Genomic DNA, 20,672 nt, shown 5'->3' with positions numbered 1-20,672 from the left:
CTCTACATGAATGAGTGCTAACAAATGAAAAATGAAAAAAGAGTTTTGCCAGAAGGGAGTGAACAGGTTGGAGTTAGATGATCGTAAAGCTAAGATTTTGCATGCAATTATTAAAAATTATCTAGATACAGGAGAGCCAGTTGGTTCAAGAACCATTTCAAAGTATTCCGATTTGAATTTAAGTTCTGCAACCATAAGAAATGAAATGTCTGATTTAGAAGAGCTTGGATATATCGTTCAACCTCATACTTCGGCAGGGCGAATCCCAACAGATAAGGGATACCGATTATATGTAGACCAGATCATGCAGGCAAAGGACAGAGAAGTTGCTGAGATGAAAGAGCTAATGGTGGAAAAAGCCGATAAGATGGAACTTATCTTAAAACAGGTTGTAAAGCTACTAGCAGCCAATACCAATTACGCTACCATGATTTCAGCACCAAGGTATCAAAAAAACAAGTTAAAATTCATTCAACTTTCTCAGGTAGATGAAGAACATATCTTGGCAGTCGTAGTCGTAGAAGGCAACATTATAAAGAATAAAATCATTGATTCTTGCGAACCATTAGATAATGAAACATTACTAAAGCTTAATATACTTCTTAATTCTAACTTAAATGGACTGTCTATAGATGAAATTAATCTAAGTGTGATTTCACAGATGAAAGAGAAAGCTGGTATCCATAGTGATATCGTCAATAGCGTTTTAGATGCAGTTGCAGAAGCAATCAAATCCGATGAAGACCTAGAGATATACACAAGTGGAGCGACTAATATTTTTAAATATCCTGAATTAAGTGATACAGAAAAAGCAAGCAAATTAATATCTGCACTAGAAGAAAAACAGCAGCTAGTGAATCTTGTAACAGAAACCTTGACAGAGGAAAAGGAAAACGGTATTCAGGTTTATATAGGTAATGAATCACCCATTCAGACAATGAAAGATTGTAGCGTAGTTACTGCGACTTATGAATTAGAAGAAGGGGTAAAAGGTACAATTGGTATCATTGGACCAAAACGAATGGATTATGAAAAAGTATTAGATACCCTTAAGACGTTAATGAAACAACTAGATGGAATATTTAAGAAGACTTAGAAAGGCGGTAGATAGGTTTGAACGATAACGATAAGCAGATGGATAAAGTAAACATGGAGGAAGAAGCTGTAAATACAGAGGAAGTAATAGAAGAATCCATGGATAATATACAAGAATCCGATGAAAAAGAATTGAATGAAGAAACAAAGGAAGAGGAAAGCGTAGAAGAAGCAACAGCGCAGACCGAGGACCAAGAATCTGGTAAAAAAGGTTTTTTTGGCAAGAAAAAAGAAAAAAAAGATAAAAAAGATGAGCAAATCGAAGAATTGACAGATCGTCTAAAGCGTACGATGGCAGAGTTTGAAAACTTTAGAAAACGTACTGATAAAGAAAAAGAGCAGATGTTCGAAGTTGGTGCAAAATCAATTATAGAAAAAATCCTTCCAACGGTTGATAACTTTGAGAGAGGTTTAAATGCCGTATCAGAAGAAGATAAGAGTTCGCCATTTGTAGAAGGTATGAATATGGTGTATAAACAATTACTTAGCTCTTTGGAAGAATGTGGCGTTAAGCAAATTGAGGCACTAGGCAAAGAATTCGACCCTAATCTTCATAACGCAGTAATGCATGAAGAGAATGAGGAATTAGGTGAAAATATAGTATCCGAAGAGTTCCAAAAAGGATACACATATAGAGAAACAGTTGTTAGATATAGTATGGTAAAAGTAGTAAATTAGGAGGAAATAAATCATGGGAAAAATAATAGGAATTGACTTAGGAACAACAAATTCATGTGTAGCTGTTATGGAAGGTGGAAAACCAACTGTAATCGCAAATGCAGAGGGATTTAGAACCACTCCATCTGTAGTAGCATTTTCAAAGACTGGTGAAAGATTAGTAGGTGAACCAGCAAAACGTCAGGCTGTAACCAATGCAGATAAAACAATCTCTTCTATTAAAAGACATATGGGTACTGACTATAGAGTAGCAATTGATGATAAAAAATATTCACCACAAGAAATCTCTGCTATGGTACTTCAAAAGTTAAAAGCAGATGCTGAGAATTACTTAGGAGAAAAAGTTACAGAAGCTGTTATCACCGTACCAGCGTATTTTAATGATGCACAAAGACAGGCAACAAAAGATGCAGGTAAGATTGCAGGACTTGATGTGAAACGTATCATCAATGAGCCTACAGCAGCAGCTCTTGCATATGGTCTTGACAATGAAAAAGAACAAAAAGTTATGGTGTACGATTTAGGTGGTGGTACATTTGACGTTTCCATTATTGAAATTGGTGATGGCGTTATTGAAGTATTAGCAACCTCAGGTGACAACAAATTAGGTGGCGATGACTTTGATCAAAAGATTACAGATTATATGTTAGCTGAATTTAAAAAGACAGAAGGTGTAGATTTATCTACTGATAAAATGGCGCTTCAAAGATTAAAAGAAGCAGCTGAAAAAGCAAAGAAGGAATTATCTTCTGCTACTACAACTAACATTAATTTACCTTTCATTACTGCAACAGCAGAAGGTCCAAAACATTTTGATATGAACTTAACAAGAGCTAAGTTTGATGAGTTAACTCATGATTTAGTTGAAAGAACAGCAAAACCTGTTCAAACTGCTTTAAGTGATGCAGGATTATCTGCTTCTGAACTTTCTAAAGTATTATTAGTTGGTGGTTCTACTCGTGTACCAGCGGTTCAAGATAAAGTAAAACAATTGACAGGACATGAGCCTTCTAAGGCTTTAAATCCAGACGAGTGTGTAGCGTTAGGAGCTTCCATTCAAGGTGGTAAATTAGCAGGGGATGCAGGTGCAGGAGAAATCTTACTTCTTGACGTAACACCACTTTCACTTTCTATTGAAACTATGGGTGGTATTGCAACTAAGTTAATCGAAAGAAATACAACAATACCAACAAAGAAAAGCCAGATTTTCTCAACAGCTGCAGATAACCAAACCGCAGTTGATATCAATGTAGTACAGGGTGAAAGACAGTTTGCAAAAGATAACAAATCTCTTGGACAGTTCCGTTTGGATGGTATTCCACCAGCAAGAAGAGGTGTTCCACAGATTGAAGTTACATTTGATATAGATGCAAATGGTATCGTTAATGTTTCTGCAAAAGATTTAGGTACTGGAAAAGAACAGCATATTACAATTACAGCAGGCTCTAATATGTCTGATAGTGATATTGAAAAAGCAGTAAAAGAAGCAGCAGAATTTGAAGCACAGGATAAAAAACGTAAAGAAGCAATTGATACAAGAAATGATGCGGATTCCATGGTATTCCAGACAGAAAAGGCATTGGAAGAAGTAGGAGACAAACTAGACGGAAATGACAAGACTGCTGTTGAGGCTGATCTTGCAGCGTTAAAAGAATTAATTGAAAAAACAAGTCTAGACAATATGACGGACGCACAGGTAGAAGAAATCAAAGTAGCAAAAGAAAAGTTAATGGAAAGTGCTCAAAAATTATTTGCAAAAGTATATGAGCAAGCACAAGGAGCACAAGGAGCAGGCCCAGATATGGGTGGCGCAAGTCAGGAATCCTATCAGGCAGATGATGATGTAATAGATGGAGACTATAAAGAAGTTTAAGAACCAGACGGTTTCAACCGTGCTATAGACTAAGCTGTTAGGGACATATTCTTTACAATGTGTCCCTAATAGTGTATAGTTAATGGTATGCCTATTACATAGGTAAATGATGGAGGTTAATATGGCAGACAAGAGAGATTATTATGAGGTTCTTGGCGTTGATAAAGGTGCTGATGATGCCACATTAAAAAAAGCATATAGAAAGCTGGCAAAGCAATATCATCCGGATATGAATCCAGGGGATAAAGAAGCAGAACGTAAATTCAAAGAAGCATCGGAAGCATACGGTGTTTTAAGTGATCCAGAAAAACGTCAGCAGTATGATAATTTTGGTCATGCAGCATTTGATGGAGGTGCTGGCGGAGCAGGCGGCTTCGGAGGCTTTGGTGGCTTTGATTTCAGTGGTGACATGGGAGATATTTTTGGAGATATATTTGGAGATATTTTCGGTGGAGGCACAAGAAGCCGTAGAGCCAATAATGGCCCAATGAAGGGGGCTAATGTAAAAACCAGACTGAATATTACTTTTGAAGAAGCAGTCTTTGGATGTGATAAAACGGTCACCGTAAATCTAAAAGAAAATTGTCAAACCTGTAATGGAACAGGTGCAAAACCGGGAACAAGTCCACAGACTTGTTCAAAATGTAACGGAAAGGGGCAGATTGTTTATACGTCTCAATCCTTATTTGGAACAGTAAGAAATGTTTCCACTTGTCCAGACTGTAATGGAAGTGGTCAGGTAATTAAAGACAAATGTAGTGATTGTCATGGAAGCGGATATATATCAGCGAAAAAGACAATAGAAGTAAGTGTACCTGCTGGTATTGATAATGGTCAAAGTATTCGTATACGTGAAAAGGGTGAGCCAGGAATAAACGGCGGCTCAAGAGGTGATTTACTTGTGGAAATCGTAGTTGCAAGACATCCGATTTTCCAACGTCAAGATTATAATATCTTCTCCACCGCTCCAATTTCTTTTGCACAGGCAGCACTTGGTGGTGAAGTTAAAATAAATACGGTTGATGGAGATGTTCTCTATGAAGTAAAAGCAGGAACACAAACAGATACCAAGGTTCGTTTAAAAGGAAAAGGGGTACCATCTCTTCGAAATAAAGCGATGCGTGGAGATCACTATGTAACACTCGTAGTACAGGTACCAAATAAACTTTCAGAAGAGCAAAAAGAATTACTTCGCAAATTTGATGCTGCTGGAGATAATTCACTAAATGGCAGTACAGGAACTACAGAAAAGAAGAAAAAAGGCTTTATGGATAAATTAAAAGAAAGCTTTGAAGATTAAAGGATATAAATATAACGAAACTGTTATTTTGCCAATGGCTAAATGACAGTTTCGTTTCATTTTATAGAAAATTGCATCGCAACTTAATGGGTAAAATGTATGCAAAGCAGACACAATACTTTTGAAGGTTTGGGGTATAATAAAAGGAAACAAAAATAATTCAACAAAAAACAAAAAAAGGGTTTGACATTAGAACGAATAATAGAGATAATATTTATAGCACTTTAGTCTTTGATAAAATATTTTAGTAAAAGGAAGGTATGACAAAATGAGTGAAACAAATGTGAAACGTACAGGTAGCTTCACTTTACCAGGTGAGTCAGGTTATGAAGAATTAACCCTTAAGATGGCAGAAAAATGGGGAGCAGACGTAATTCGTGACAGTGATGGAACAGTATTATCCGATGAGATACTAAATGCGGGATATGGCATTTATTCAACGATATGTATTATAAGAGATCACAATGAGTGGGCAAAACAAAATTTGGATAAGTTACAGCAGACATTTTTGATGACTAATCCTAAGGTAGCCACAGATACGAAGCTAACGTTTCATTTGATGGAGGACTTCTTTGAAGAGCAATTTAAGATTAACGGATCCAAGGATTCTTTAAAATATTGGCAGGTTTATGACCGTACAAGCAATGAATTGATTTCAACGGATCAATGGAAGTTTGAGGAAGAAAGTGGTAGTGTTGTTGTAGAAGGTATCACTCCATGGCATAAATATAGTGTCAGCTTTTTAGCTTATCGAATTTGGGAAGAGATTTCCATGTACAATCACACCACGAATAATTGGGACAAAGAGCATCTTATGCAGATAGATCCAAGACATCCAAAGACACAGGAATATATGCTTGCATGGATGGAAAACTGGTGTAAGACACATGAAGATACTACAGTGGTTCGTTTTACCTCTATGTTCTATAACTTTGTATGGATATGGGGAAGTGATGAAAGAAATCGTCATTTATTCTCTGATTGGGGTTCTTATGATTTTACAGTAAGTCCACTTGCACTTGATGAATTTGCTGTGAAATATGGATATTCCCTAACAGCAGAGGATTTTGTGAATAAAGGAAAGTTAAATGTAACACATATGCCAGCTGATCAACATAAGCTTGATTGGATGGAGTTTATTCATGATTTTGTAATCGAGTTTGGTAAGAAATTAGTTGACATGGTTCATCAATATGGAAAGCAAGCCTATGTATTTTATGATGATAGTTGGGTTGGCGTTGAGCCTTATAGCAAACGATTTAAAGAGTTTGGGTTTGATGGAATTATCAAATGCGTATTTTCAGGTTATGAAGCAAGACTTTGTGCAGGTGTTGATGCACCAACTCATGAACTGCGATTGCACCCATATTTGTTCCCAGTAGGCCTTGGTGGAGCGCCAACCTTCATGGAAGGCGGAGATCCAACCTTGGATGCGAAAAAGTTCTGGAATAGTATAAGAAGAGCTTTGCTTCGAGAGCCAGTGGATCGTATTGGGTTAGGTGGTTATTTGCATCTGGTGGAGCCATATCCGGATTTTTGCGATTATATAGAAAAAGTGGCAGATGAATTTAGAACCATAAAAGAATTTCATCAGGCAGGAAAGCCTTATGTATTAAAACCAAGAGTAGCTGTATTGACTGCTTGGGGAAGTCTTCGTTCTTGGACGCTATCAGGTCATTTTCATGAAACCTATATGCATGATTTGATTCACATCAATGAAAGCTTATCAGGAAGTCCATTTGATGTGTCTTATATTAGTTTTGAAGATATTAAAAATGGTGTTTTAGAGGATGTAGATGTTGTAATTAATGCTGGTTTCGCTGGTTCAGCATGGAGTGGTGCTGATAAGTGGAACGATAATGAAGTGGTGGAGATACTTACAAAATGGGTACATGCTGGAGGGGCCTTTATCGGAGTGAATGAACCCTCAGCAGTCGAAGGATATGATAATTTCTTTCGAATGTCGCATGTTCTTGGTGTGGATAAAGATAATGGTGCAAGGGTTTGTCATGGTAAATGGAGTTTTGAAGTAAGTAAAGTAGAGGGCCTTTTACCTAACGAAACTACTATGAAAGGAAAAGACAATATTTACCTTACAGATGGTAAGGCGAAAGTATTGGCAGAAGAAAATGGAGTACCGACTCTAACCTCATATGACTTTGGAAGCGGTAGAGGTATTTATTTAACATCTTTTGAAACGAGTTTGACCAATACCAGAATGTTGTATCATATTATTTTGTTTGCATGTAAAGAAAAGCTAGAACAAAACTACTTGACGGATAGCCCTATGACAGAGTGTGCTTTTTATCCAGCAAGCAAGCGATTGGTAATTATTAATAATAGTGATGTATCACAACATCCAGTCATTCAAACAGAAAACGGACCAATCGAATTAGACATTGATGCATATGATACAAAAATGGTTACAATCTAAAGTAAAAGCATTAGAGTAACATATCTTAAATGAGTGGACAATTAGAACTATTGTCTATCGAGCGGATAAATGCTATAATAAGCCCATATCATGTTTTGATATGGGCTTATTATTGAATAAGAATAATATGGTATATTTAAAAATATATAAATTCGTTTTACAAAAGAAAATACTCAAAATGACATTTAGACTACAAGGATGTACGTATACGGAAAGGATGACAAAAGATGGGGAGATTAGAACAGTCCATGATGACTCGACGATTAGAAGCAGGAGCAGTTATTTACCAAGAAGGGGCTACCATAAATGAGATTTGTATTATTTTAACGGGTAGTGTAAAAGCGACTGGTAAATATGGTGAAAATACAATTATGGCAGGAAATGTACTAGGGGTATTAGATCTTGGAATCGGCAAATATCTATATAATTATACTGCCAATGAGGAAACTTTAATATGCTATTTTCAGTTGGAAACGCTACAAGATTTAGGAAAGGTATTTGCCGCTGATAAAACGTATGCTGGAATTATAATAAGTTCATTGGCAAAACAAATGATCAGCATTACAGGAGAATTTGAGAAATTAAAAGGTTTGAGTGAAGAAATTTCTCAATTTATAAGAAATGAATATGAAGAGTACAAGCAGATTTGTAAGAATTATCATAAAGAACCAGCACAAATTAAACGCATTGAAAATTTAGAGGAGTTTGAAGAAGATAATGCGATTGTAACGGCTGATTTAGATTATTTTATCAATTTAGACTTGATTCCTCTTGAGTTAAAAAAGAAGTTCTACTCTGCAAGTGAATATGTAATGATGACGGAAGTAAAACGCTTTCATGAAAATATATTAGAGATTTCGGATGCTTATGAACCTATTATTGAATATGTTAATCAAGTCAAACATGCATTATTTGCAAAGGATGAGGACAATCTATTTATGCGACTTGCAGAACTTGCATTTATGATTAACGAGTCAAATGGAGACATTTCATTTGTTTGGTCTAGAATTAAAAATATAACAACTTTTGTCACCAAAGAAAAAGTGATTGAACAAGCAGTATTACCAGTCTTGATTAGTCATTTTAAGACGAAGATAAAGGTTGGGGCAGATTTGGATGATGAACAAAACGATTTGACCAAACAATACACGATTGAACAAATAAAAGGAGCCAAAGTACTTGCTAAGGACTCACTTGCTACAATATTAGAATATTCTGGTATTAGCCAAGATAAGGCGGACAAGTTTAAACAATATTTGACAGTATACAATTCGCTTCCAGACAAATCAGCCACAACAGATGAAGTGGATAAGCTGCGTAAGGCAATTACTAAGATTTTTTATGAATTATATGAATTGATTTTCTTTAAGGCTGAAGAAACCAAAATGGCTGAGCCAGTCATTGATTTGTTCTTAAATTATGGCTATGTGGACGAGAAATTCATTACAGAAAGCCAGTTACTACAATTGTTTTATTTAAAACAAGAGCAAGAAGTAAGCGAATATCCAATTTATACGATGAAGGAATGGTTGCAGGAAATCTATTATGGAAAAGCAGAACCTTCTAAAAATGAATTTGATTTAGATTACCAAGGCATGCTTCGCGAAAAGAAAAAAACACAACATGTTTCCGAAGCAGAAGAAAGAGAATATTTAAAGGATCAAAAAGGAAAAGTTACGTTTGAAATAGAAAATATGTTTCGAGCTGCGAATAAGATTACCAGTGGAAAAGTATTAACTTTTTGTCCGATTTTGCATAAAGATTTCATAATAGGAACAATAGATAAATTAATACAAAAGAAATCTGATATTATAAAGGCGTATGAAGAGTTGCAAAAAATTGACTTTTCTTTGTTTTATCGGACTGTGTTATACCATGATTCTAGTAAAGGGATTGCGAAGGAATATATTGAGAAAAAAATACTTCCAATTACAATATTAATGCCAAATGTTGGTTCAAAAAGTAGTATGTGGCAAGAAACGTCAGGACTTAGAAAAGATACACCTGCTCGATTTGTTATGCCAATACTTAGTAAAGAACAAGCAGAAGATATGTTGATTAGCGTGGCTGGACGATATCGATGGGAGATTTGTAGAAATGTTCAGGGGGTATACTGGAGTGATATAACAGAAAAATCCTTAACCTCTGAGTATTATGATTATATACAGTTTTATAAAAAGAATCGTGATTTGTCACCACAGGCAAAAGAAAAGTTGCGAAATGAAATTACTCGAGTTCGAAATAATTATAGAGAGGTATTTGTGCAAGATTATATTCAATGGATTCGATATGAATCGAAAGGTTCGTCAAGATTGAATAAAATTGCCAGAGCAATCTTACTAACCTATTGTCCTTTTTCAAAACCAATTCGAACTGAATTGAGTAATTTTCCAGCTTTTTCAGAATTGCTTGACCGCTATGAAACATTACAAGCTGCTAAAATTAAGAAATTAGAAAATGCATATGCTTCTATTCGAAGAAATGGTGGTACTGTTACCAAAGAATTAGAAGATAATTTAGCATTCCATAACCAATAAAGAGAGAATTCTCGAATAATAAAGAGGTGTACGAGTGAAGTGGAATAAATATACAATCAAAACAATTACAGATGCGGAAGACATCATTAGTAGTACGCTGATGGATCTTGGTATTGAAGGTGTGGAGATTGAAGACAAAATACCATTATCTGAAGCAGATAAAAAGCAAATGTTTGTCGATATTTTGCCAGACATGGGACCAGATGATAACGTAGCTTATATCAGCTTTTATATTGATAGCGAAGTAGATGCAAAAGAGACGCTTCAAAATGTAAAGCATGAGTTAAATGAATTAAGAAGCTATATGGAGGTTGGTGAGTGCACGATAATGGAATCACAAACAGAAGATAAAGATTGGATTAATAATTGGAAACAGTATTTTAAGCAGTTTAGTGTAGACGATATTTTAATCAAACCATCGTGGGAAGAAGTAAAGCCAGAAGATCATGACAAACTAATGATTCAAATTGATCCAGGGACTGCATTTGGAACAGGAATGCACGAAACAACGCAATTATGTATCAGGCAGCTTAAAAAATATATTACAAGTACAACAAAAGTATTTGACGTAGGTTGCGGAAGTGGTATTCTTTCCATCGTTTCCATCAAACTTGGGGCAACATACGCAAGAGGCATTGATATTGATCCGAATGCAATCAATGCATCAATCGAGAATGCGAAAGTAAATCAAATTCCAGAGGATAAATTTCATGTAGAGGCAGGTAATTTATTAGAGGATATTAATTTACAACAGGAAGTAGGATGTGAAGCCTATGATATTGTTGTTGCTAATATTTTGGCAGATGTTTTGATACCTTTAACGCCTGTTATTAAGAAAAATTTAAAACCAAATGGCTACTATATTACCTCTGGTATTATTGATAAAAAAGAAGAAGACGTTGTAGCAGCGGTGAAAGACAATGGTTTTGAGATTGTTGAGATAACACATCAAGGTGAATGGGTATCTGTTACAGCTAAGAAACTATAGGGAGAAATATGCATCATTTTTTTGTAAACGACAATCAAATTAAAGAAAACTATATTACCATTACAGGGGCTGATGTCAATCATATCAAGAATGTACTTCGTATGAAGATAGGAGAGAAGCTTCTTATTAGTAATGGAATCAATAAAGATTACTTATGTGAGCTAAGTAAGATTACAAATGAAGAAATTATTGCCACTGTTTTGTCTATTGATGAAGAGGGGGGAGAGCTTCCCTCTAAGATTTATTTATTTCAAGGACTACCTAAAGCGGATAAGATGGAACTTATTATTCAAAAAGCAGTAGAATTAGGAGTATTCGAAATTATTCCGGTATCCATGAAACACTCTGTTGTAAAATTAGATGAGAAAAAACAATCAAATAAGGTCAAACGGTGGCAGGCAATTGCAGAAAGTGCAGCAAAACAATCGAAAAGAAGTGTTGTTCCAAATGTAAAACATGTAATGTCCTTTCAAGAAGCACTTGATTATGCAAAGAATTTTGAGTATAATTTAATACCGTATGAACATGCAGACAAAATGAAAGAGACAAAGCAAGTGATTGCTTCCCTCAAAGCAAATACTTCGATTGGAGTTTTTATAGGCCCTGAAGGGGGTTTTGATGAAAATGAAATTGCAAGTGCACGTAAACATAATATGAAGACGATTACATTAGGAAAACGAATACTTAGAACAGAGACAGCAGGACTTACAGCGCTGTCTGTTATTATGTTTCAATTAGAGGGTAAAGAAACCGATGAATAGGATGGATATTAACAGTGGAATGTTATTTAGATAATTCAGCAACAACAAAATGTTTTGAAGAAGTAAAGGATATTGTAATTAATGCTATGACAAAAGATTACGCAAATCCTTCCTCGATGCATATTAAGGGAGTGGAAGCTGAGAAGTATTTAAAGCAGTCAAAAGAAATAATTGCTTCTACTTTAAAGGTTAATGAAAAGGAATTATTTTTTACTTCTGGGGGTACAGAATCCAATAACTTGGCAATCATAGGAAGTGCCATGGCAAATATTCGTACAGGAAAACATTTGATTACTACTATAATAGAACATCCGTCTGTTATAAATACGATGAAATACTTAGAAGAACAAGGATTTCGTGTAACCTATCTTCCTGTGGACGAAGCTGGAATTGTTTCATTGGAGGAACTTGACAAAGCAATTTGTGACGATACCATTTTAGTCTCTATTATGTATGTAAACAATGAAATCGGATCCGTTCAACCAATTGATAAAATAGCGCAAATGATTAAAGAAAAAAATCCAAATACACTTTTTCATGTAGATGCGATACAAGGTTTTGGAAAATATAAAATATATCCGAAAAGACTAAACATTGATTTGTTATCGGCTAGTGGTCATAAGATAAATGGACCAAAGGGAGTTGGATTTTGTTATATCAGTGAAAAAGTGAAAATAAAACCAATTGCTTTTGGTGGTGGCCAGCAAAAAGGAATGCGCTCAGGAACAGAGAATGTTCCTGGGATAGCAGGAATTGGTATGGCAGTATTAAAAACATATGAGAATTTTGAAGAAAAAATAGACAATTTATATCGTTTGAAAAGTTATTTTGTAGAAGAGATTTCTAAACTTGAAGGTGTTTATTTAAATGGAAAGACAGGATTAGACAGTGCTCCTCATATCGTTAGTGCTAGTTTTTTACATGTAAGAAGTGAGGTTTTACTTCATGCGCTTGAGAGTAAAGAAATCTATGTTTCGGCTGGTTCAGCGTGTGCTTCCAATAAGCCTACGGTTAGTCCCACTTTAAAAGCGATTGGAGTAGAAAAAGAACTTTTAGATTCTACAATCCGATTTAGTTTTTCTTTTGAAACAACAAAGGAAGAGCTAAGTTATTGTTTGGATGCGTTGAAAGAAATATTACCAAAACTAAGAATATATAAACGGCACTGATTTGGAGGAAATAGATGTTTAAATCATTTTTAATTAAGTATGGAGAAATCGGAATTAAAGGAAAAAATAAATATTTGTTTGAAGACGCATTAGTAAAACAAATCAAGCATGCACTAAGGAAAGTGGATGGTGAGTTTGAGGTATCAAAGCAACAAGGTAGAATCTATGTAGAAGTATTAAGTGAATATGATTATGAGGAAACCGTGGATGCACTCAAAAAGGTGTTTGGTATCGTTGGTATATGTCCAGTTGTTCATGTTGAGGATGAAGGTTTTGAACAATTAGCAAAAGATGTTGTAGCATATTTTAAAAAAGCCCATCCAACGCTTGATCAAACATTTAAAGTAAATGCACGACGTGCTAGAAAAAATTATCCAATGGACTCCATGCAAATAAACTATAGTCTTGGTGAAAAAATCTTACAAGCTTTTCCTAATGTGAAAGTAGATGTTCATAATCCTCAAGTACTACTTAATGTAGAAATACGTGAGAAGATTTATATTTATTCTACTGTCATTCCAGGAGCTGGTGGAATGCCAGTTGGTACGAATGGAAAGGCCATGCTTTTATTGTCTGGAGGAATTGACAGCCCTGTTGCAGGATACATGGTTGCAAGAAGAGGTGTAAAAATTGATGCGGTATATTTTCATGCACCACCATATACGAGTGAAAGAGCAAAGCAAAAGGTAGTAGATTTGGCGAAACTAGTATCGGTATACTCAGGACCAATTCATCTACACATTATTAATTTTACCGACATTCAATTGTATATTTATGAAAAGTGTCCACATGATGAGTTAACTATTATAATGAGAAGATATATGATGAGGATTGCCGAGCATATTGCAAAAGAAACAGGGTCTTTAGGGTTAATTACAGGAGAAAGTATTGGACAAGTAGCCAGTCAGACAATGCAAAGTCTCGCTGCAACAAATGAAGTATGTACCATGCCTGTTATCAGACCGCTTATTAGTTTTGATAAACAAGATATTGTTGACATTTCCTTAAAAATCAACACGTATGAAACTTCCATTCTTCCATTTGAAGACTGTTGTACTATCTTTGTTGCAAAACATCCAGTGACTAAGCCAAATGTTAATATTATAAAACGTTCGGAAAGAAATCTTGAAGAAAAGATTGACGAATTGGTTGAGACTGCTTTAAAAACAGAAGAAGTTATTATATGTGAATAAAAGGCGTTACATATCAAAAATTGCTTGCGATTTTTGATATGTAAAAAACAGCTGCCAATTTCTCAATGATGTGGCAACTGCTTTGGTTTCAATTTATAAATAGAAAGATAATCATTTCTATAATATTTTTGATAATAAGCCTTACGAATTAGATTAAGTAAGGATTAAGTGCTGCTAAGATTGATTCGATTTCGTCTTCAGCATGGATATTTAAATCGATTGGCTTAGACAAATCCAAACTGAAAATTCCCATAATAGATTTTGCGTCAATAACATATCTTCCTGAAACTAAGTCAAAATCATAATCAAATTTAGTAATTTCATTAACAAATGATTTAACTTTATCGATAGAATTTAAAGAAATTTGAACTGTTTTCATCTTTAAAACCTCCCTTGTGTTTTGATATATTTATCTTACATTTATGGAAATTAAAAGTCAAGATGCAATTAACAGAAATATCAGATTTGACGGAATTTTAATGTTTTGAACAAAAATATTTTGATAATATGTGCAAACAGGATAAAAAATAAATAAAGTTTACGTACAATTTACAAATAAAACACATATGTTGGACAAAGCATACAATGGGACAAAAGCAATTTTGTATAACATGATAGAATAGGAGAAAAACTATGAAAAAAGCGGCTTTACACAATCTTGGTTGCAAAGTAAATGCTTATGAAACAGAAGCAATGCAACAAATGCTAGAGCAAAGCGGATATGAGATTGTTGGCTTTACAGATAAAGCGGATGTTTATATTATTAATACCTGTACGGTTACTAATATAGCAGATCGAAAATCAAGACAAATGCTTCATAAAGCAAAGAAAATGAATCCAGAGGCGATTGTGGTAGCTACAGGATGTTATGCACAAGCGTCAAAGGAACAAATAGAACTAGATGATTGTGTAGATATCATTGTAGGAAACAATAAAAAGAAAGACATCATACGCATTCTAAATGAGTATGAAAGTGAGCAAGAGCTCTCTCATGTTATTGATATCAATCATACCACAGAGTATGAAGAATTAGAGCTTGAAAGCTCTTTGGAACATACGAGAGCTATTATAAAGGTGCAAGATGGCTGTAATCAGTTTTGTAGCTACTGTATCATACCATATGCGAGAGGAAGAGTGAGAAGTAGAAAGATAACGCAAGTGATAAGTGAGGTTGAAAAGCTTTCTGCGAAAGGATTTAAAGAAGTAGTGTTGACTGGAATTCACTTAAGCTCCTACGGTGTAGATTTAGAAGAAGAGGATTTGTTGTCTTTAGTCGTTGCAGTTAGTAAGGTTCAGGGAATTGAAAGAATACGACTTGGTTCCTTAGAACCAAGAATCATAACAGAAGAGTTTGCCTCAACGCTTTCTAATCTAAAAAACATGTGCCCGCATTTTCATCTGTCGTTACAAAGTGGATGCGATAAGACATTAAAAAGGATGAATCGCAGATATAGTGCGCAAGAATATTATGAAAAATGCATGCTTTTACGCAAATATTTCAACAATCCTGCAATTACAACGGACGTTATCGTTGGATTTCCAGGAGAAACAGAAGAAGAATTTAATATTACAAAAGAATATGTTGAAAAAGTGAATTTCTTTGAAATGCATGTTTTTAAATATTCCAAAAGACAAGGAACCAAAGCGGCTGAAATGGAAGAGCAAGTAGAGGAACACATCAAAAATAATCGCAGTGCAACATTGCTTGCAATTACAAAAAAACAATCAGAGGATTATTTGAATAGCCAAATTGGAAAAGAATTGGAAGTGTTAATCGAAGAAGAAACGCAAATTGATGGAGTAAAATACTTTGTAGGACATAGTAAGGAATATGTGAAAACGTTGATAAACAGTGAAGAAAATCTTGAAAATAAAATTATTTCTTGCATTGGTACAAAACGATATGGACAAAACATGATATTGGCTGAAATGAAAAGATAAATAAACTCATTGAATTTTAGATTGATTTATATTAGAATAAGAATATAGACTAATTAAGGGCGTGGTAGTATGCAGGATAAAAATAATACACAATATTTCAAAGTACAGGCCGAACCTGTAGTACAAGTAAAGGAAGTTCTTAATGTAGTATATCAGGCTTTAACTGAGAAAGGATATAACCCTGTTAATCAGATTGTCGGATATATTATGTCAGGAGACCCAACTTATATTACAAGTCATCGTAATGCAAGAAGTTTGATTATGAAAGTAGAACGTGATGAACTTGTAGAAGAAGTTTTAAAGGAATATATTAAGACAAATAAGTGGGAATAGGTGAAATATGCGAATAATGGGTTTGGATTATGGTTCCAAAACAGTTGGCGTTGCAATCAGTGATTCATTGGGTTATACAGCTCAAGGGATTGAGATTGTACGTAGAAAATCTGAGAATAAATTAAGACAGACATTAGCACGTCTTGAACAGTTAATTGAAGAATACGAGGTCGAGGAAATTGTGCTAGGATTTCCTAAAAATATGGATAACTCTGTTGGTGATCGAGGGATAAAATCCTTAGAATTCAAGGAGATGCTTGAGAGAAGAATGAATTTACCTGTCACGATGTGGGATGAACGATTAACAACAGTGGAAGCAGATAGAACCATGATAGAGGGACAGATTAGAAGAGAAGATCGTAAGCTGTATGTGGATAAACTTGCTGCGGTCTTCATTTTGCAAGGATATTTGGATTTTTTATCGAATCAAAATAAGTAGTTTGTTACAGTGTAAAATGCTGTAGGCAATGGAGGAAATGATGGAAAAAATAAAATTTCAGTTCGATGATGATGCTGTAGATTTTTATGTGATAGAAGAGACCAAAATCAATGGAATAAATTATATTTTGGTAACAGAAGAAGAAGAAGGTGATGCAGATGCCTTTATTTTGAAAGATTTGTCTGATGTAGAAGATGAAGAAGCTATCTATGAAATGGTAGAAGAGGAAGAAGAATTAGAATATGTTTCTAATATTTTTTCGGAAATATTAGATGATATAGAGATACAAAAATAGGTAAACACAGCCAATGGCTGATTAATAATAGCATTTTATTCTAGTTATGAGAGGTGAAATTAATGTCAGTTGATAAGGATGAATTCAAGGAATTACTTAGGCAAAAAGGCTTAAAAGTGACAACTCAAAGAGTTAGGGTTCTTGAAGTTTTATCCAATTCGCCTGACATACATTTAACAGCAGAAGAGATATACGAATTAATAAAAGTGGATTTTCCTGAAATAGGTTTAGCCACAGTATATAGAACAATACAGCTTCTATTAGAGCTTGACTTAATTGATCGTATTAATTTGGATGACGGTTTTGTTCGTTATGAAATTAGTAATCATGATGAAAATTCAAAAAAACACCATCATCATCATTTGATATGTGTCAAATGCAGTAAAGTACTTTCTTTTGAAGATGATTTACTGGATGAACTGGAAAAAAGAATCATGGATCATATTTCATTTAAAGTACTAGATCATGAAGTAAAGCTTTATGGACTTTGCAAAGATTGTTCTGCGAAGGAAAAAGATTAGGAATAATGTGCGGAAATTTATATACATGGAGGTAATTTTTATTGAAAAACATTAACAACTCAAAATTGAAAATCATTCCTTTAGGCGGATTAGAGCAAATAGGAATGAACATTACTGCCTTTCAGTTTGAAGACAGTATTATTGTTGTGGACTGCGGATTGTCATTTCCAGAAGATGACATGCTAGGAATTGATCTGGTAATACCAGATGTAACATTTTTAAAAGATAATATTGACAAAGTAAAAGGGTTTATCATTACCCATGGGCACGAGGATCATATCGGTGCACTTCCTTATGTGCTAAAGGAAATCAATATCCCTATTTATACAACAAAATTAACAATGGGAATCATTGAAAACAAATTAAAAGAACACAATCTTGTAAAGTCTACAAGAAGAAAAGTAATAAAACATGGACAATCTATCAACCTTGGTGCTTTTCGTATTGAATTTATTAAAACAAATCATAGTATAGCGGATGCTTCGGCTCTTGCCATTTATTCTCCTGCTGGTACTGTAGTTCATACGGGTGACTTTAAGGTTGATTATACGCCAGTTTTTGGAGACACCATTGATTTACAAAGATTTGGAGAAATTGGCAAAAAGGGTGTTCTCGCTCTTATGTGTGATAGCACGAATGCAGAAAGACCAGGATTTACCATGTCAGAAAAGTCAGTGGGTAAAACCTTTGATAATATTTTTGCGGAAAATAAAAATTCAAGAATCATTGTTGCTACCTTTGCATCTAATGTAGATAGGGTACAACAAATCATTAACTCTGCTTATAAATTTGGCCGAAAGGTTGTTGTTGAAGGCAGAAGTATGGTTAGCATTATCGGAATTGCTTCAGAACTTGGATATATTAATATACCAGATAAAACGCTAATCGATATTGAACAGTTGAAAAATTATCCAGACGAGCAAACTGTGCTAATTACAACTGGAAGTCAGGGCGAATCAATGGCGGCATTATCAAGGATGGCTGCACATATTCATAAGAAAGTGACAATAAAGCCTGGTGATACAGTAATATTTAGTTCCAACCCAATTCCGGGAAATGAAAAAGCAGTATCAAAGGTGATTAACGAACTATCTAGAACAGGTGCAAATGTAATTTTTCAAGATACTCACGTATCTGGACATGCTTGCCAAGAAGAAATTAAATTAATTTATTCATTAGTTCGTCCAAAATATGCAATACCTGTACATGGTGAATTCAGACATTTAAAGGCACATGCTGAGGTTGCAAAGAGTATTGGAATCCCAAAAGAGAATATATTTATCATGCAGTCGGGTGATGTATTAGAGCTTGGTGAAGAAACAGCCGAAGTGACAGGGAAGGTACCAACTGGGACGATTTTAGTCGATGGACTTGGTGTTGGTGATGTCGGTAATATTGTACTAAGGGATAGACAACATCTTGCAGAAGATGGTATATTGATTGTAGTATTGACTTTAGAAAAATATAGTAACCAAGTACTTGCTGGGCCAGATATTGTTTCGAGGGGATTTGTATATGTTAGAGAATCGGAAGGACTAATGGATGAAGCAAGACAAGTAGTGAGTGATGCTTTAGATAGCTGTTTGAACAAAAACATTTCCGATTGGGGAAAAATTAAGAATACAGTAAAAGATTCATTAAGTGACTATCTGTGGAAAAAAACAAAAAGAAATCCAATGATATTACCGATTATCATGGAAGTATAGGTGATGTAATGAGTCATGTTTTGCAGTGCACGAAACGTTTAACAGAGGCAATTCAAAGTAGCGATGAATATAGAGCGTATAACGAAGCAAAAGATGCCATAAAAGGGAATTTAGAGCTTTGTAAAAGGTTAAATGAATATCGGATACAAAACTTCAAACTGCAAGATAATGTTGAGGTAGAAGATTATTTTGCTGAACTTGACAAAATGGAACAGCAGTATAAAGACTTAAAAAAAGATCCGAAGGTTATGGCTTTTTTAACTGCTGAACTTCGATTGTGTAAGATGATACAAGAAATTAATATGGCAATAGTAAATCTTGTGGATTTAGAACTTGAGTTTTAGCTAAGGACAAGGCGGTGTGGGATGAGTGCTAAAAAATTCGTAACAACAATTATTAGCGTTTCTGTAGAAGTTATATTTTTAGCGCTAATTATTATAGTGATTTATAATGGTGGAATGAAGGCTTATTCATTTGGGTTTTCAGTTTTTGCAGAACAACCAATTACCGCAGAGCCTGGAAGGGACGTAAGTGTGACAATCGATTCAAAACTTTCTGCGTATGAACTGGGGAAATTCCTAGAGGAGAAAGGATTGGTTCGAGATGCCAAGGTGTTTTACGTACAAATGAAGTTGATGTCAGTAAACGGCAAAGTAAAATCAGGAAGATACACACTTAATACATCCATGACAGCAGAAGAAATGATTCAGACCATTACAGCAGATTCGCAGGAAAGTGAAAAAGAGGAATAATCGTGTGATAGTAGATGAGAGAATGAAAGCATATATTAATTCATTGGATTCTGGTAACACCCCATTGCTTGATGCGATTGAAGATGAAGCATTAAAAACTTATGTTCCAATTATTCGAAAAGAAATGCAAAGTTTTTTAAAGGTTTTGCTAGCAATGAGACAGCCCAAGAATATATTAGAAGTGGGGACTGCAATTGGTTTTTCAACCATTCTAATGGGTGAATATACAGACAATGAATGTAAAATTACAACGATAGAAAAATATGAAAAACGCATACCTATTGCAATTGAAAACTTTAAAAGAGCTGGCATGCAAGATAAGATTACATTATTAGAAGGCGATGCATTAGAGATTATGACAAATTTAAGCGGGCAGTATGATATGATTTTTATGGATGCTGCCAAGGCTCAATATATTAACTTTTTGCCAGAAGTTAAAAGACTTTTGGTAAATGGTGGAGTTTTAGTATCTGATAACGTGTTGCAAGATGGAGATATTATTGAATCACGTTTTGCGGTAACAAGAAGAAAGAGAACGATACATTCACGAATGCGGGAATATCTATATGAACTCACGCATACAGATGAGTTTACAACAACCATACTACCAATTGGAGATGGCGTAACAATGAGTGTATTACAAAGAAAGTAGTAGGA

The 20,672-nt window shown here is 34.6% G+C and carries 20 protein-coding genes; 19 read left to right on the top strand and 1 reads right to left on the bottom strand.

Going from position 1 to position 20,672, the window contains the following annotated elements; all coding sequences use genetic code 11:
* The first annotated feature begins 31 nt into the window (after window positions 1-31).
* The 10 genes from hrcA to thiI all read left to right on the top strand — a co-directional run bounded on the left by hrcA (window position 32) and on the right by thiI (window position 14,028).
* On the top strand, window positions 32-1,096 hold the full coding sequence (gene hrcA, locus F7O84_RS09060) for a heat-inducible transcriptional repressor HrcA (protein WP_151144274.1): 1,065 nt from the start codon (window positions 32-34) through the stop codon (window positions 1,094-1,096).
* 98 nt (window positions 1,097-1,194) lie between these two features.
* Entirely contained in the window at window positions 1,195-1,773 is a 579-nt protein-coding gene (gene grpE / locus F7O84_RS09055; protein ID WP_420886645.1) for a nucleotide exchange factor GrpE, read from the top strand.
* Window positions 1,774-1,786: 13 nt separating this feature from the next.
* The gene (gene dnaK, locus F7O84_RS09050; RefSeq protein ID WP_151144273.1) at window positions 1,787-3,646 is read left to right on the top strand and encodes a molecular chaperone DnaK; all 1,860 of its coding nucleotides are present in this window, start codon (window positions 1,787-1,789) and stop codon (window positions 3,644-3,646) included.
* Between the two features lie 121 nt (window positions 3,647-3,767).
* A complete protein-coding gene (gene dnaJ, locus F7O84_RS09045) occupies window positions 3,768-4,946 on the top strand; it encodes a molecular chaperone DnaJ (protein ID WP_151144272.1) in 1,179 nt (392 codons plus the stop codon).
* A gap of 268 nt (window positions 4,947-5,214) precedes the next feature.
* Window positions 5,215-7,380 (top strand): 1,3-beta-galactosyl-N-acetylhexosamine phosphorylase, encoded by a 2,166-nt coding sequence (gene gnpA / locus F7O84_RS09040; protein WP_151144271.1) that lies wholly within the window; start codon window positions 5,215-5,217, stop codon window positions 7,378-7,380.
* Between the two features lie 227 nt (window positions 7,381-7,607).
* Window positions 7,608-9,917 carry a cyclic nucleotide-binding domain-containing protein gene (locus tag F7O84_RS09035; protein ID WP_151144270.1) on the top strand — a complete coding sequence of 770 codons (2,310 nt, stop codon included), beginning with the start codon at window positions 7,608-7,610 and terminating at the stop codon, window positions 9,915-9,917.
* A 34-nt stretch (window positions 9,918-9,951) separates the two neighbouring features.
* Window positions 9,952-10,905: a 50S ribosomal protein L11 methyltransferase gene (gene prmA, locus F7O84_RS09030; RefSeq protein WP_151144269.1), complete on the top strand. Its 954-nt coding sequence runs from the start codon at window positions 9,952-9,954 to the stop codon at window positions 10,903-10,905.
* 8 nt (window positions 10,906-10,913) lie between these two features.
* On the top strand, window positions 10,914-11,666 hold the full coding sequence (locus F7O84_RS09025; protein WP_151144268.1) for a 16S rRNA (uracil(1498)-N(3))-methyltransferase: 753 nt from the start codon (window positions 10,914-10,916) through the stop codon (window positions 11,664-11,666).
* A gap of 14 nt (window positions 11,667-11,680) precedes the next feature.
* Window positions 11,681-12,835 (top strand): cysteine desulfurase family protein, encoded by a 1,155-nt coding sequence (locus F7O84_RS09020; RefSeq protein ID WP_151144267.1) that lies wholly within the window; start codon window positions 11,681-11,683, stop codon window positions 12,833-12,835.
* A gap of 14 nt (window positions 12,836-12,849) precedes the next feature.
* Window positions 12,850-14,028, top strand: coding sequence for a tRNA uracil 4-sulfurtransferase ThiI (gene thiI, locus F7O84_RS09015; RefSeq protein WP_151144266.1), 1,179 nt, complete (start codon window positions 12,850-12,852; stop codon window positions 14,026-14,028).
* A 148-nt stretch (window positions 14,029-14,176) separates the two neighbouring features.
* On the opposite strand, the gene F7O84_RS09010 is transcribed toward thiI, so the two are convergent.
* The gene (locus F7O84_RS09010) at window positions 14,177-14,407 is read right to left on the bottom strand and encodes an HPr family phosphocarrier protein (RefSeq protein ID WP_151144265.1); all 231 of its coding nucleotides are present in this window, start codon (window positions 14,405-14,407) and stop codon (window positions 14,177-14,179) included.
* Between the two features lie 254 nt (window positions 14,408-14,661).
* On the opposite strand from F7O84_RS09010, the gene mtaB reads away from it, so the two are divergent.
* The 9 genes from mtaB (at window position 14,662) to F7O84_RS08965 (ending at window position 20,667) form a co-directional block, all read left to right on the top strand.
* Window positions 14,662-15,969: a tRNA (N(6)-L-threonylcarbamoyladenosine(37)-C(2))-methylthiotransferase MtaB gene (gene mtaB / locus F7O84_RS09005; RefSeq protein WP_151144264.1), complete on the top strand. Its 1,308-nt coding sequence runs from the start codon at window positions 14,662-14,664 to the stop codon at window positions 15,967-15,969.
* A 69-nt stretch (window positions 15,970-16,038) separates the two neighbouring features.
* Window positions 16,039-16,302: an IreB family regulatory phosphoprotein gene (locus tag F7O84_RS09000; RefSeq protein WP_151144263.1), complete on the top strand. Its 264-nt coding sequence runs from the start codon at window positions 16,039-16,041 to the stop codon at window positions 16,300-16,302.
* A 7-nt stretch (window positions 16,303-16,309) separates the two neighbouring features.
* On the top strand, window positions 16,310-16,741 hold the full coding sequence (ruvX, locus tag F7O84_RS08995) for a Holliday junction resolvase RuvX (RefSeq protein WP_151144262.1): 432 nt from the start codon (window positions 16,310-16,312) through the stop codon (window positions 16,739-16,741).
* Between the two features lie 40 nt (window positions 16,742-16,781).
* The gene (locus F7O84_RS08990; protein WP_151144261.1) at window positions 16,782-17,036 is read left to right on the top strand and encodes a DUF1292 domain-containing protein; all 255 of its coding nucleotides are present in this window, start codon (window positions 16,782-16,784) and stop codon (window positions 17,034-17,036) included.
* Window positions 17,037-17,098: 62 nt separating this feature from the next.
* Window positions 17,099-17,557: a Fur family transcriptional regulator gene (locus F7O84_RS08985; RefSeq protein WP_151144260.1), complete on the top strand. Its 459-nt coding sequence runs from the start codon at window positions 17,099-17,101 to the stop codon at window positions 17,555-17,557.
* Window positions 17,558-17,598: 41 nt separating this feature from the next.
* Entirely contained in the window at window positions 17,599-19,263 is a 1,665-nt protein-coding gene (locus F7O84_RS08980) for a ribonuclease J (protein ID WP_151144259.1), read from the top strand.
* Window positions 19,209-19,607, top strand: coding sequence for a YlbF/YmcA family competence regulator (locus F7O84_RS08975; RefSeq protein ID WP_151144258.1), 399 nt, complete (start codon window positions 19,209-19,211; stop codon window positions 19,605-19,607). The genes F7O84_RS08980 and F7O84_RS08975 overlap by 55 nt, the downstream gene beginning before the upstream one ends.
* A 21-nt stretch (window positions 19,608-19,628) precedes the next feature.
* Window positions 19,629-20,015: an endolytic transglycosylase MltG gene (locus F7O84_RS08970; protein WP_151144257.1), complete on the top strand. Its 387-nt coding sequence runs from the start codon at window positions 19,629-19,631 to the stop codon at window positions 20,013-20,015.
* Between the two features lie 4 nt (window positions 20,016-20,019).
* Entirely contained in the window at window positions 20,020-20,667 is a 648-nt protein-coding gene (locus tag F7O84_RS08965) for an O-methyltransferase (RefSeq protein WP_151144256.1), read from the top strand.
* Window positions 20,668-20,672: the final 5 nt, after the last annotated feature.

Origin of the sequence: Candidatus Galacturonatibacter soehngenii, from assembly GCF_008830185.1 — a bacterium.
In the GTDB taxonomy this organism is placed as follows: domain Bacteria; phylum Bacillota; class Clostridia; order Lachnospirales; family Lachnospiraceae; genus Lachnotalea; species Lachnotalea soehngenii.
Note: the sequence above shows the minus strand (reverse complement) of the source record. Positions and strands in the feature narration are given on the sequence as shown.